At 43.4% G+C, this 13083-nt stretch carries 15 protein-coding genes; 9 read left to right on the top strand and 6 right to left on the bottom strand.

Annotation, left to right across the window (positions count from 1 at the left end; all coding sequences use genetic code 11):
• From A3763_RS29670 to A3763_RS15780, 5 genes are all read right to left on the bottom strand, one after another.
• A partial coding sequence (locus A3763_RS29670; RefSeq protein WP_231872221.1) for a hypothetical protein occupies positions 1–226 on the bottom strand: 226 nt, incomplete at its 3' end.
• A gap of 367 nt (positions 227–593) precedes the next feature.
• Positions 594–1568, bottom strand: coding sequence for a magnesium transporter CorA family protein (locus A3763_RS15790; protein ID WP_068508819.1), 975 nt, complete (start codon positions 1566–1568; stop codon positions 594–596).
• An 11-nt stretch (positions 1569–1579) separates the two neighbouring features.
• Entirely contained in the window at positions 1580–2299 is a 720-nt protein-coding gene (locus A3763_RS15785; RefSeq protein ID WP_082880489.1) for a LysR substrate-binding domain-containing protein, read from the bottom strand.
• Between the two features lie 54 nt (positions 2300–2353).
• Positions 2354–2473, bottom strand: a complete 120-nt coding sequence (locus A3763_RS27045) for a LysR family transcriptional regulator (protein ID WP_082880488.1) — start codon at positions 2471–2473, stop codon at positions 2354–2356.
• Positions 2474–2505: 32 nt separating this feature from the next.
• Positions 2506–3084: a hypothetical protein gene (locus A3763_RS15780; protein WP_068508825.1), complete on the bottom strand. Its 579-nt coding sequence runs from the start codon at positions 3082–3084 to the stop codon at positions 2506–2508.
• Positions 3085–3268: 184 nt separating this feature from the next.
• Here A3763_RS15780 and rimK point away from each other — a divergent pair, with 184 nt between their 5' ends.
• The 6 genes from rimK to A3763_RS15750 all read left to right on the top strand — a co-directional run bounded on the left by rimK (position 3269) and on the right by A3763_RS15750 (position 8626).
• Positions 3269–4174, top strand: coding sequence for a 30S ribosomal protein S6--L-glutamate ligase (rimK, locus tag A3763_RS15775; protein WP_068508826.1), 906 nt, complete (start codon positions 3269–3271; stop codon positions 4172–4174).
• A 41-nt stretch (positions 4175–4215) separates the two neighbouring features.
• A complete protein-coding gene (locus A3763_RS15770) occupies positions 4216–5247 on the top strand; it encodes a succinylglutamate desuccinylase/aspartoacylase family protein (RefSeq protein ID WP_068508839.1) in 1032 nt (343 codons plus the stop codon).
• Complete coding sequence (locus A3763_RS15765) at positions 5237–5767, top strand: RimK/LysX family protein (protein WP_082880487.1); 531 nt, start codon at positions 5237–5239, stop codon at positions 5765–5767. Before A3763_RS15770 ends, A3763_RS15765 begins: the two co-directional genes overlap by 11 nt.
• Before the next feature lie 60 nt (positions 5768–5827).
• The gene (locus A3763_RS15760; protein WP_068508841.1) at positions 5828–6406 is read left to right on the top strand and encodes a mechanosensitive ion channel domain-containing protein; all 579 of its coding nucleotides are present in this window, start codon (positions 5828–5830) and stop codon (positions 6404–6406) included.
• Positions 6407–6481: 75 nt separating this feature from the next.
• Complete coding sequence (locus A3763_RS15755) at positions 6482–6790, top strand: hypothetical protein (protein WP_068508842.1); 309 nt, start codon at positions 6482–6484, stop codon at positions 6788–6790.
• A gap of 156 nt (positions 6791–6946) precedes the next feature.
• Positions 6947–8626, top strand: a complete 1680-nt coding sequence (locus tag A3763_RS15750) for an AMP-binding protein (protein WP_068508844.1) — start codon at positions 6947–6949, stop codon at positions 8624–8626.
• 181 nt (positions 8627–8807) lie between these two features.
• Here A3763_RS15750 and A3763_RS15745 read toward each other — a convergent pair whose 3' ends face one another.
• Entirely contained in the window at positions 8808–9476 is a 669-nt protein-coding gene (locus tag A3763_RS15745; protein ID WP_197469663.1) for a DUF3047 domain-containing protein, read from the bottom strand.
• 172 nt (positions 9477–9648) lie between these two features.
• Between A3763_RS15745 and A3763_RS15740 the strand changes: the two genes are divergently transcribed.
• From A3763_RS15740 to A3763_RS15730, 3 genes are all read left to right on the top strand, one after another.
• The gene (locus A3763_RS15740) at positions 9649–9933 is read left to right on the top strand and encodes a YebG family protein (RefSeq protein WP_068508847.1); all 285 of its coding nucleotides are present in this window, start codon (positions 9649–9651) and stop codon (positions 9931–9933) included.
• Positions 9934–10186: 253 nt separating this feature from the next.
• The gene (locus A3763_RS15735) at positions 10187–10951 is read left to right on the top strand and encodes an exodeoxyribonuclease III (protein ID WP_068508849.1); all 765 of its coding nucleotides are present in this window, start codon (positions 10187–10189) and stop codon (positions 10949–10951) included.
• Positions 10952–11133: 182 nt separating this feature from the next.
• Positions 11134–13080, top strand: a complete 1947-nt coding sequence (locus A3763_RS15730) for a diguanylate cyclase (protein ID WP_197469783.1) — start codon at positions 11134–11136, stop codon at positions 13078–13080.
• Positions 13081–13083 lie beyond the last annotated feature (3 nt).

Here is a 13083-nt window from a genome sequence, read left to right as displayed (position 1 = left end):
CTGGGACCGAAGTAATCTCCAGCTGATAGCCCATTGTTTCAAAAATCTCATGTAGCAGTTGTGTAACGCTTCCGACGACTTTCCCAGCTTCTACGAAACTATGCGGAGCATGCTCAACGGTGACAAAGTGAAGTTCTTTCGAGGTCGTTTGGACGCTAAATAAACAAAGGCTCAAGAAACAAAAGGATGCTCTGAGAAATGGCAGGACATTGAAATCATGCAACATGTTTAATAGTCTTTTTCTGAAACGCGATTTTAGAATCCATATTAGCCGAGCAATGAGCGTTATACAAACCTCCGGCTCTGTAATGATATTTTTGGCAGGTATCAGACAAACCGATTCGAATCTAACAACTCTCAGATGTCTACTTTGTGGAGAAGACAGACTGTCAGAAAGGTAGTGCTTAGTGCTTCAAAATCAAAATTCTTCGACATCTTTAAATCAGGAGAACTAGGCCATTTCGACAATGCCCTTCAACGGCAGTTTTTGGCTTTAGCCGACTAAGCTTTTCTTGCTGTTTGTACGCTCTAGTTGAAATCTCTATTTCGATAGGTCAAGCTTAGTGCTAACTTTTTCAATTGAACGTTGGCTTTTACAGCCAGCGCTTTCTCTTAAACCAATAAACTAAGCCCGTTGATAGCGACAACATGATTGCGAGCAGGTAAAAATAGCCGTTCTCAACCTTGAGTTCAGGTATATAGTCAAAGTTCATCCCATATAGCCCTGCCAAAAAACTTAGTGGCACAAACACAGCGGTGATGACCGTTAAAACTCTCATCGTTTCATTCAGCTGATGCGCTGATATCGATAAATAACCATCGATCAAATCTCCGCAAATATCGTAGTGCATCTGAGCAAGTGTAAAAAGGCGCTGGAAACGATCATCTAAGTCGTTAATTGCATGCTCGCAAGCTGCCTTGTCGAAATATGCGTACTCATCACTTTCTTTATGTAAGCCTTCACTTATGTCCGTATGATAATTAAATGTCCGCGTCAGTTTTACCAGCCGCGACTTAAACTTTGTCAGCTCTTTCAACTGTTGGTCATTTGCATTGTTTTCGAGTTGCTCCTCAATCTCACTAAGTTGAGTATCAAAATTAAGCAACTTCTCGAGGTAAACACTCGATGCTGCTTTCATTATTTGAATAGCGACCGTCATAGGAGATATATGTTTGAGTTTACGCAAGGCTTTTTTAGATTGCTCTACCCCAACCGATTTAACCGGGTGAACAGTAACCAGAATGTTGTCTTTAACAATGAGTCCAATCGACTGATGTTGGAAAGATATATCATCTTCAATGGCACGAATTCCGCGATACAAAATAAATAAGTGCTCGTCAAAAAACTCGATTTTTGACGGGTGGCTCTTTCGCAGGGTATCTTCAATAGCAAGGTGGTCAATATTTAGCTCTGTGAGCAAACGTTTAATTATTTCATGATCTTCGGTCGTAAGATCAATCCACAGCTTTTGGCTCGTGAGTAAGTCGCCGGAAATTAGATCATCAATCGACATTGCTTCGAGCTCTTGACTCTTACCATCGTCAGAGAGCTGGATAATACTTAACATGTCATAACCCTCTATATCTCTATTATTTCTGGCACTTCAATCTCTGGAGCGTCTTCTACAGGCATTTCAAGCGCCCTAATAACATTGAGAATGTTTTCTATCTCGTTCGTATGAATGTTCTCTCGATGATGGCACGCAAAGATTTGTCTAGCAATGACCGGCGCATCGGCAACTTGATAAAGGCTTTTGTCGATATAGGGTTCAATTAAACGGTATGGTAAATAGGCACTGCCGCCAAATTCAAGCATAAATTCAAGCGCTATTCGTGAAAGCGTAGTATGAAGAATAGGTGATATATTATCTGAAAACACCTGAGTAAAACTCATTTGAAACGACAAACCCCAATCAATGGCAATATAACGTTGCTGGACTGCCTCCTCTGCTGTTGCGTCAGCATTCGTGCTAACCAAAATCAGTTCGGCGGGGGTTATGGGTATAGATACCAAGTCATTGAGTTTCGCTGGTTCATAAATAAGCGCCACATCCAATGTACGTTCCATTAGGTGCCGGGTTAAGATATCTGGATTGTGCGCTTCCGTCCTCAATGCCATTTCTGGAAAATCGCGATGAAGTCGGTGCAATGTGTCTTGCAGCACCAGGTCCCAAAGACCTGTTGTGGCACCGAGAGAAATTACGTGTTTTTGTTTCTTTCGTAGCGATACATCTTGGCGAGCTCTTTCCCATGCAATGATAATTGTTTCGGCATGATTAATAAGGCGCTCACCTGTCACCGTTAATTGTAAGTTATTCCTAAAGCGAGTAAAAAGCTTCGCACCTAATACATTTTACAATTGTTTGATACGAGCACTGACCGCTGCTTGGGTAAGGTATAAGTTTTCAGCCGCTTTACCAAAGTGACGCGTATTCTTTACTTCCAAAAATGTACGTAATAACTCAATGTCCATGATGTCGCCTATGTTAAGGCCAGCGAGCTAACCTATTTATGCCAATAGTCCTTAAATATAGTACTAAAGAGACAATTAAGTCTAACCCTATCACCTAAAGGAGAACTATCACAAATTAAGGCCAGGTATGCATCGCGACCATCACCCTGGCAGGGCGGTTCATAAGGTATAGAGTCACACATTTTTCGTGCTAAATTTGACAACAAAAAGCATAATTCAGAGGTATTTGATATCTCGGCTTTCCCAGCCAAGTCACTTAGCGAAACATACTCGCGACCTGCTTTAAAAAGTTCACAGATAATGTCGTTCGTTTTGCGGCTTTCAATTGGAAGGGTCTCACAAATTGCGCGATACCATGCTGTTAGGTCAGGCATGCTATTTTCTCTCAGTCTAATTTCGTTCCTGATATGACTGTCAACAACACCCTTGAGGTATTGAAATGGTTCATCACTATCTAAACCCTCACAATAAGCAACTCTCTCACCCTGCTTAAAAACCTCGCCGGTACTCACTCCGTTAGTGACTCGGTTTACTAGCTTGTAGGTTCTATAAAAACTTTCTTTTATCTGACTCTTGGTTAATCTGTCAGGCATTGTTAAGACGTTCATCATAGTAGATTCCAAAACAACTGATTGATAGCACTATCCTCATTATTGTCATACTAGTTTCGTCATTCGACCACCTAATAAATTTTGTCGTCAACACAAATTCTTTTCGTTTTACGCTTTAAAAAATCAGGCCCAAAATTACGACAGATTTACACAAGCTCAACTGACAATGTTTGGAGGTATCCCAATGAAAATAGCAATCCTATCCCGTAACCCAGAGCTCTACTCTACTCGCCGACTAAAAGAAGAAGGAGAAGAGATGGGGCATACTGTTGATGTCATCGATACAATGCATTGTTATATGGATATTACCAGCGCCAAACCTTCTGTGAGATACAAAGGTAAGCCCTTACCTCTTTATGACGCTGTCATTCCACGAATAGGAGCTTCGGTTACTTTCTACGGTACTTCGGTCGTCAGACAATTTGAAATGATGGGAACTTATTGTATTAATGAATCGGTCGCGATTAGCCGGTCACGGGACAAACTTCGTTCTTTACAACTGTTATCTAGAAAAGGGATTGGTTTACCTAGAACAGGTTTCGCAAATCGGCCTGACAAGATAGATGACTTACTTAAGAATGTCGGTGGCGCACCCGTTGTCATTAAGTTATTGGAAGGCACTCAGGGCATTGGTGTTGTATTAGCGGAAACGACAAAGACAGCCGAAAGCATCATTGAGGCATTTATGGGTCTAAAAGCAAACATCCTTGTACAAGAGTACATTAAGGAGGCAAATGGTGCTGATATTCGCTGTCTTGTGGTGGGAGATAAAGTCGTTGCTGCAATGAAACGTCAGGCTGCGCCTGGTGAGTTTCGCTCAAACCTACACAGAGGGGGCTCGGCTGAAATAGTTCGCTTATCGCCAGCTGAAAGAAAAACAGCAGTCGATGCAGCAAAGACAATGGGCTTATCAATGTGCGGTGTAGATATTCTTCGAAGTGCTACCGGGCCCGTTGTCATGGAAGTGAACTCTTCCCCGGGGCTAGAAGGCATTGAAACGGCTACCGGCAAAAATGTAGCGGGGATGATTATTTCGCATATCGAAAAGAAGGCAAAACCCAACGCAACCAAAACTAAAGGGAAAGGTTAGTTATTAGTTGAGACAATGCAAATATTAGTTGAGATATTACAATGAGACAGAGCTTTTCCATAGCAGGACGTGACATCAAACCGGGTGAATCAGCATACATTGAAATGCCCACCGTTGCGCTGTATACCGACACCGAAATGTCGATGCCGGTATACGTGAAACACGGTAAAAAAGATGGCCCGGTATTGTTCGTTAGCGCTGCGATTCATGGTGATGAGTTAAATGGTACTGAGATTATTAGTCGCCTAATTCAAGGTAAACAACTTAGAGGAATGAAGGGAACGCTCATAGCAGTCCCCATTGTAAATGTTTATGGCGTCATTTCACAAAGCCGCTATCTACCTGACAGAAGAGATTTAAACAGAAGCTTCCCCGGCTCGACTAAAGGGTCGTTAGCAGGAAGAATTGCAAACCAGTTTCTGAAAGAGATCGTTTCAAAATCGGACTACGGGATTGATTTACATACAGGTGCGATTCATCGCTCAAATCTGCCACAGATACGAGCAAATTTAGATGATGAAAGAACAAATGAACTTGCAAAAGCCTTTGGCGTGCCTGTTGTACTTAATGCCGATATAAGGGATGGATCGTTGAGAGAATCTGCTGGAGAACTGGGCGTACCAGTACTTTTATATGAAGCAGGTGAAGCATTGCGATTTGATGAATTATCTATTCGTGCGGGTGTAAGAGGCATCGTTAACGTTATGCGTTCATTAGATATGCTTACCAAACGACGAAGCAAGCTTAAATATGAACCTTTTATTGCTAGGCAGTCAGGATGGGTAAGGTCAACTGACAGTGGCTTTATCCGTTATAAAAGAACGCTTGGTGAGCTCGTGGAGAAAGGCGATGCGCTGGCAGATATTCAAGACCCGTTTGGTCGAGTATTAGACACCATCACGAGTCATGCTAAGGGTATTATTATTGGTAAACAGAACATCCCATTAGCACAGGAGGGTGAAGCATTATTTCATATTGCTTATTTTTCCAAGCCAAACGAAGTGGCTGAAAATCTAGAGCTAATGAATGACAATTTGGTCAGTGAATCCGAGGTATTGTTAAATGAGCCATGATAACTTTTCAAAGAATGGAAACCTAAGTGAGGAGCAAACAATTGTGGGAAGTTCCTTCGCGAAATACCTTGATGGAAAGATCTTACTGGGTGCAGTCGAGTACGCTGACCTACCTGGACTACATTTATTCAACGTTCAGGTAAGAGTTGACACCGGCGCTAACAACTCATCTTTGCACGTCGAAAATATTGAGTATGAAGAGAGGGATAATGAAACTTGGGTCAGTTTTGATTTACCAAAGGATGTCTTTCCTGACCGAAGGGCGAGTAGACGGTCAGCAAAACTCGTCGACAAAAGGCTTGTTAAAACCAATAATGAGGCTAAAGAGAAGCGTTGCTTGATTGAAGCGAGTGTCTGCATTGGGAAAAGTCATTGGACGATACCCATCACCTTAACTGACCGCTCTAATATGCGATATCCTATGTTGCTGGGTCGCACCGCAATGGCAGGACGAGCGCTTGTGGACCCCGAGTCGGAGTATATCCAGAGTGAAGATAGAATGAGCGTAAACTATGAATAGCTTATGCTCGTAGACAGACAATAAGTATGAAGTTGAAGCAAAGTATTCTTGAGGTAAAAAATGTTTGATGAGCTTTTGGCCTGGTTTTCAATGTACAAAGTAAATGTGTTGCTAACGTTGGTTATCATCATTATCTACGGCTTTTTTAAATACGTACTACGACCACGAATCATCGCACATGCAGAGCACGGAAATCTAAAAGACAAATCGAAAGAAACCGCGCTCGCTGCAGTAAATGTGTTGCTGTTAATCGGAACAGTGGTAGTCACTCTATTTGTATGGGGTTTTGACTTCAAAGGACTCCTGACATTGTCTGCCAGTATTCTGGCGGTCACTGGTGTGGCGTTATTCGCCGGGTGGTCGGTACTAAGTAACATCACCTCATTTTTTATTCTTTTAGTGCAAAAGTCATTCAGGCGTGGCAACTTCGTCAGAGTGATTGATGGCGATAATTACGTCGAGGGGTATATTTCTGAAATTAACTTATTCAGCACTAAACTAATCAGTGAAGCGCGTGAAGTTATTATATATCCAAACAACTTACTTCTAACCAGACCAATGCTCGTCAATCCTAGAGATCGTTTAAAAGGGATTGGTAAATTGCAGTCTGAAGAGTACAAAGAAGACAAACAGTCTTAATTTAGAATAACCCGAGTTGCCTAGTTATTCAAACAATTACTTAGCGGGATACGAAGCGGGCAATACGACGACCAGTTGATCTATCGAAAGCGCTTAAGAAGAAAACTCAGAGATTACACCTCGAATATACCCCCTCATGCCCAAGCCGCCAAAAAAGCTGACGAGTGGCTAGTCAGCGAAGGCAAGGCGCCACGTTATGAAAATGGCGGCTGGGTCTCTTATTGTTATACCGTGAATGGGCCTGAGCCTATAGAACACCTTGTATCACCACTTGATTATGACCTGTATCTCGCCAGACAAATCGCACCTATTGTCGATGGTGTAGTCAGCTTCTTAGGCACCTCATATAACGAGATTACTAGTGACCAATTGAGCTTGTTGTAGCTGCCCAACCTTTAGGTTGAGCCTTCCACAAGTGCAACCCAGCGTCAATATTTTAAAACCTAGGGTCAAGGGATTAACGCTCCTTATCTGTACAATTCTCCTGCAGAATTTAAAAACCAATAACAATCTAATAGCTACGTTTACAAAGGAATAATAATGAACGATAGAAAGATTCCACTCGCACTTGAACATGTTTATCGCTGGGAAAAGGAAAAGGCCCAGGACATTTACCTCACGCAACCTCTTGGCAATGGACAAGTTAAAACCTATACCTGGCAACAAGCCGTATCTGAAGCCAGAAAGATGGCGAACTATTTGAAGACTCTTAATTTACCAGCCAAGAGCCACATAGCATTACTGTCAAAAAACTGCGCTCAGTGGGTCATGGCGGATTGGGCAATCTGGATGGCAGGACACGTTACCGTTCCGCTCTACCCAACCCTAAACGCCGATACCGTCAGCTATATACTTGAGCATTCCGAAGCACAAGTCCTATTCGCTGGTAAGCTTGATGATTGGGACGATATGAAAGACGGTATTCCAGAAAGCTTACCCTGTATTTCCTTTGACTTAAGCCCGGAAGAAGTGCAGCAAAAGTATACTAGCTGGGATCAGATTGTCGCAAAGAATGAAGCCTTAAGTGAAAATACAGCTCGCGAAGCAGATGAAATCGCCACGATTGTTTATACCTCTGGTAGCACCGGGAACCCCAAAGGCGTGATGCTATCTTTCCATAGCATGGCCTATGCTGCACAAGGCGCGATAGCCTCATTAAAAGTGACTGATCAAGACAGAATGCTTTCTTACCTTCCTTTGGCACACGTGATGGAGCGTTTTGTAGTCGAAATGGCCTCTATATCTGTTGGCTTTCAATTATTTTTCGCCGACAAACTCGATACCTTTGTCGCTGACTTGAACCGAGCAAACCCTACCTTGTTCCTGGCGGTTCCTCGAATTTGGACAATATTCCAGACAGGTGTCTTTGCCAAGATGCCAAAACAAAAGCTCGATCGTTTGATGAAGATTCCTTTACTGTCAGGCTATATGAAAAAACGCGTATTGAAGACGCTTGGTCTGCAGGATGTACGCTATGCTGCGAGTGGCTCTGCACCACTAAGTCAAGATACGATTGCCTGGTACCAAAAGCTTGGTCTTGAACTCCTCGAAGGCTACGGCATGTCTGAAAACTTTGGTTATTCTCATATGTCCCAGCCAGGCAGAAGTTGCCTTGGTTACGTAGGTGAACCTTTACCTGGTGTTGATTGTCGAATCAGTGAGCAAGGTGAAATTCAAATCAAGAGCCCTACCCTGATGATGGGTTACTACAAGGATGAGGCGAAAACCAAGGCTGAGTTCACTGAAGATGGCTATTTGAAAACCGGGGATCGTGGTGAAATTGATGAACTTAAACGCCTTAAGATTACCGGACGAACCAAAGAAATATTTAAAACCAGTAAAGGTAAATACGTTGCGCCAGCGCCAATAGAGAATAAGATTATTGGCCATCAAGACATTGAGATGGTTTGTGTATCGGGCGCTGAGTACCCACAACCTCACGCATTGGTAGTATTAGCCGAATCATCGGCCAAAAAAACAAGCTGTGATGACTTTAAAGCAGAGCTTGCCTCTAGCTTTCAATCTTTAATCAAGGACGTAAACTCTACACTTGACCCTCATGAGCATATCAAGTTCGTGACGATTGTCAGTGATGAGTGGAGCATCGCCAGCGGGCACCTAACACCGACGATGAAGATGAAGCGAGATGTTATTGAGTCGAGTTACAAGCCTCATTTGGATGATTGGTATGAAGCACGCCAAGCGGTTGTTTGGCATTAGGGTGCACTATCGTCATCCCGGTGTGCTCTTCAGCCGGGATCCATGATACCTAGCACGGCGCATCAAGCAAAATGGATTCCCGCTTAACACACTGCGGGAATGACGCGTCTTTAAGACTACGGGAATGGCGCGTTTTTAAGACTGCAGGATTTCAGCAACTTGACCATCCGTGAAATCCCTATCACCGTTCCGAAAAGAATATATCACCGTATTCAGCTTCGGCATTCGACCCGGAGTCATCGGCATCAGTCATAATCGCAATCGCCTCAACTTCGTCATAGGATTTGCCGAGCCAGGCTTTCAGATCTTCCTGAATATTTCGTTTTTCTATATGCCACTGCCCTGCGCCGTCGCTATTATTTCGTAAGGGTATCATCAGAGTGTTGTCAGGCGCATAAGCATTGGGCCAACTTGCTGGCGCATCTTCCCGGCTCGACCAGACATAATTCAAGGCCTTGGTTTGCCAGAAAAACCAGCCATCAGAAACGACTACATAGATTCTCGCAGCATAGTCATCGCCTTGCTTCGTTTCTTCAGGCAAACTCGCTAAGGGTTTATTGACCTTCCAGCGCCAATTTAAAAAGGGAGTCTTCTGTATATTCACTTTCATTTTCTTGAACATACCCGAAGCAGAAGCTTGACTAATTGCATGCAAAACCTTCAGTTTGGGATTATCACTTTCGTCTTTCAAACGATAAGAGGTTTCATCATTGAATTCGACCGACTCCCATTCCTCCAGCCCCCATTCAGAAAACTTTCCAATTGAGACAGTATTCTCTCCCTCAGCATATGCATTAAACCCGAATAAGACGAAGATAAAATAGCTAGAGTATAAAAAGACTTTGTTCATAAATGGTTTCTTCTGCAACATAAGTTCTTAAAAGAATATTAGGGTCGCAACCTGCCCCTAATATTCTCTTAAGAACACCATGGCAGCAAAAAGTTCAAAAAACAATGGTTGACTAAACCCGATACTGTATTAATATACAGTTAAATTGATAATCGCTTGATGGAGAAGAGTCATGCCAGTCATTGCAATGTGGAAATGTGATCGGGACGGTGCCATGTTTGAAAACAAAAAAGATGCAGACGCTCACGACAAAATGCTAGAGCTTGGTGAGCAATTTACGACCTTAATTGAAAGCCAAATAGCGGGTGTAGATGAAGCTCAAGCAGAATCCTTTGGCCTCTTACTTGCCAAGCATAAGGAGCTGATTATTCAAGCATGTAAGGGCAAACCAGAAGTTCTAGAGGAATTGAGCAATCCTCAGAATGTGACTGACATTAATGAGGCCAGCGGCTCGTAGCGCCCTAGGCCTCCTTGCCACGACTAGCGGTGCGCAGTGCGCACCCTATAAGGCCCCACACTCCCTCACCACCATAACAGGGTGGTTCGTGTACACCAAATTACGGCGAACCCACTGACCTGTCATTTGCGAAATCGTGCCTAAGCCTGTTCTTCCTTAACCTTTTTCACTAAACTCTCTCCCTCGTTTCTGTACGTCTGCTCTAGCGAGCATTAATTGGTGTACGTTATTTGATTTAAAGAGAGGTTTTATAATGCGATTGGTTTCTTGGAATGTTAACGGTATTCGAGCGGTGATGAAGAAAGACTTTCTCTCCTCTCTCGAATCTATGGAAACAGATGTTCTATGCTTGCAAGAAACCAAAGCCCAGGATGATCAGGTGATGGAAGCACTTAAAGATCTTGAGGGCTATCATATCTACTGTAACTCTGCCGAGAAGAAAGGCTACTCAGGCACAGCTATTCTGACCAAACACGCACCTATTTCTGTCCAATACGATATGGGAATTGAAGAGCACGATCAGGAAGGTCGAGTGATTGCTGCTGAGTATGACGGCTTTTACTTGGTTACTGTCTACACCCCAAACTCTGGTAGTGAGCTTAAACGTTTGCCTTATCGTCAAGAGTGGGACAAAGACTTCAATGATTATTTAAAGAAACTCGAAGAAAGCAAGCCAGTTATCTTATGTGGCGACCTGAATGTTGCGCACAAAGACATCGACCTGGCCCGTCCCAAGCCCAACTACAATAAAAGTGCTGGCTACACGCAGGCAGAAATTGACGGTTTAGACCGCTACGTTGCGTCTGGTTTTATAGACACTTACCGAGAACTAAACCCTGAAACCGTCAAATATAGTTGGTGGAGCTATCGAGCCGGCGCCCGTGCGAAGAACGTAGGCTGGAGGATTGATTACTTCCTCGCCTCCCAAAGCTTGCGCGACAACATCAAAGCCGCCGATATTCTCAACGATATTATGGGTTCTGACCATTGCCCTGTTCAGATCGATCTAGCGCTTTAGACGTAAGATCCCACGAATACCAACTTCGTCACGTTGATTTATCCTTGGTCAACGTGACAAGCACTCAACTTGCCCTATACTTTTAAAGATCAACTGGAAATTACGACCTTTTCAGTCCAACTCTTTCGCCATTAGTTCAAGGTTTGTTAGTGCTCTCATCCATGTGCCCCCAGATTAGGGATTTGATAAAGCGTTCTTTTAGCTGCTGCTTGCTTATTATTGCACTCATGTCAGTGACCTGCGCTCATGCTGATAATTTATCGATAACAGACCAAACCCGCTTCATTACGCCTAACCAGAGTATTACACCCACAACAATTTACACACCAGGTAAAAGCCAAGGCATTCCGATAGGCTCAAAAATGCTCTACTTAGAGGATGAGGAGCATCGCCATAGTATTAATACAATTCTAAATAAAACACACGCATGGAAGCACATACAACGAGCCTCCCCAAACTTTGGCTTCACCAACTCAGCTTTTTGGTTTAAGTTTAGAATTGATAACCCAAGCAACAAGCCCAGCGATGTTTACCTAGAGCTAGCCATTCCTTTTCTGGATAAGGTAGAACTATATCAAGTAAATAAAGGGCAAGTTGTTGCTCAGCATGTAGTCGGTGACACCTATCCCTTTGAGCAAAGACCAATAAGCCATCAAAACTTTGTTTTACCGTATACACTGAACAAAGGAAGCAATGAGTTCGTCATGCGAATCGCTTCCGCGGGAACTATCGAAGCACCATTAATACTCTGGGACACCGAGAGTCATGCCAAATTTTCTTCTGACGACCACCTGATGCAAGGTATCTGGGCAGGCGTCATCGGCATCATGGTCATCTATAATTTATTGCTATTTTTCTCTATCAGGGAAATGAGCTATTTCTACTATGTTCTTTTCGTTTTCAGTTACTTGCTCTTTCAAATAAGCCTAAAGGGTTATGGCTTTGCCTATCTATGGCCAGAGGCTCTAGAATGGAATAGCTACGCGATATCCGTTTTTATCGGCGGTTGTAATATTACCGTTTTAGTGCTGATTATTGAGTTTTTAAAGCTCAAAGAAACCAACCCAAAAGCTTATCGCATTGCACAAGCTTTAGCAGTCGTGTCCAGCATCTCATTTGTGCTGACCTTTATCATTTCATATAGCATTACGATACGTCTAAACAGCGCTCTTGCTTTAATCAATTGCACCATGTCAATGCTACTCGGGTATATCGCTTTGTTCCGGGGACATTCTGATGCTCGCTACTACTGCCTCGCCTGGACCACAACTTTCTTGGGGATTGGTACATTAGGCGCGGTTAAATTCGGGCTCGTGACGGCCAATTTCTTTACCAATAATGCAGGGCAAATTGGTGTTCTATTTTTGGTATCCCTGCTTTCTCTTGCTCTAGCCAACCGAATAAACCGTGAAAAAGAAATGCGCATTCTCGCCCAGGAATCTGTACTTTCAAGTGAAAAGAGGCTACGAGAGTCGCAAGAGCAATTATTGGAAACACAAACCACTATCAATGCCCAGCTAGAGTCCAAAGTCCGTGAGCGGACTCAATCCATGCAACGAGCGCTCACCGAGCTTGAGCAAGCAAATAATCGCCTGGAGTTAGCCTCTACAACCGACTCCTTGACCACTCTATTCAATCGCCGGCACTTTGAATCACGCCTGCATATCGAGCTAAAAAGAGCTGAACGGCACCGCCGCGAGTTGTCTGTCATATTATGCGATTTAGATCGTTTCAAATCGATCAATGATAACTATGGGCATAAAACTGGAGACGAATGCCTCCGCCATGCCGCAGTAATTCTAAAAAACACTATCACACGTTCAGGCGATATCATCGCGCGCTACGGAGGTGAAGAATTTATTATTTTGCTTGTTGATACCTCATTGAATGAAGCTGAGCATGTTGCCAACACCCTATGCCAAGAATTTTCAAACTCTGCCTTCGAATCAAACGGCAATATTATCGAGTTTACTGCAAGTTTTGGTGTATCCAGCTTATCTCAAAAGTCCCCCAAGACTGCTGACGAGCTCGTCACGCGTGCCGATATTGCAATGTATGAAGCTAAGAATAACGGCAGAAATCAGGTAAAGCTCTGGAACAATCCGGGCGCCCCTACCACACCAGAATAAGTA

This window comes from Oleiphilus sp. HI0128 (assembly GCF_001635365.1).
The sequence above is the reverse complement of the archived record's forward strand: the minus strand, read 5'-3'. Positions and strand labels throughout refer to the sequence as shown.

Excerpts from the sequence above, each read along its gene's own strand:
- A3763_RS15770 (WP_068508839.1), top strand. The coding sequence starts at position 4,216 with ATGAGACAGAGCTTTTCCATAGCAGGACGTGACATCAAACCGGGTGAA.
- A3763_RS15745 (WP_197469663.1), bottom strand. The coding sequence starts at position 9,476 with ATGAACAAAGTCTTTTTATACTCTAGCTATTTTATCTTCGTCTTATTC.
- A3763_RS15750 (WP_068508844.1), top strand. The coding sequence starts at position 6,947 with ATGAACGATAGAAAGATTCCACTCGCACTTGAACATGTTTATCGCTGG.
- A3763_RS15790 (WP_068508819.1), bottom strand. The coding sequence starts at position 1,568 with ATGTTAAGTATTATCCAGCTCTCTGACGATGGTAAGAGTCAAGAGCTC.
- rimK (WP_068508826.1), top strand. The coding sequence starts at position 3,269 with ATGAAAATAGCAATCCTATCCCGTAACCCAGAGCTCTACTCTACTCGC.
- A3763_RS15740 (WP_068508847.1), top strand. The coding sequence starts at position 9,649 with ATGCCAGTCATTGCAATGTGGAAATGTGATCGGGACGGTGCCATGTTT.
- A3763_RS15765 (WP_082880487.1), top strand. The coding sequence starts at position 5,237 with ATGAGCCATGATAACTTTTCAAAGAATGGAAACCTAAGTGAGGAGCAA.
- A3763_RS15780 (WP_068508825.1), bottom strand. The coding sequence starts at position 3,084 with ATGATGAACGTCTTAACAATGCCTGACAGATTAACCAAGAGTCAGATA.
- A3763_RS15735 (WP_068508849.1), top strand. The coding sequence starts at position 10,187 with ATGCGATTGGTTTCTTGGAATGTTAACGGTATTCGAGCGGTGATGAAG.
- A3763_RS15760 (WP_068508841.1), top strand. The coding sequence starts at position 5,828 with ATGTTTGATGAGCTTTTGGCCTGGTTTTCAATGTACAAAGTAAATGTG.
- A3763_RS27045 (WP_082880488.1), bottom strand. The coding sequence starts at position 2,473 with ATGGACATTGAGTTATTACGTACATTTTTGGAAGTAAAGAATACGCGT.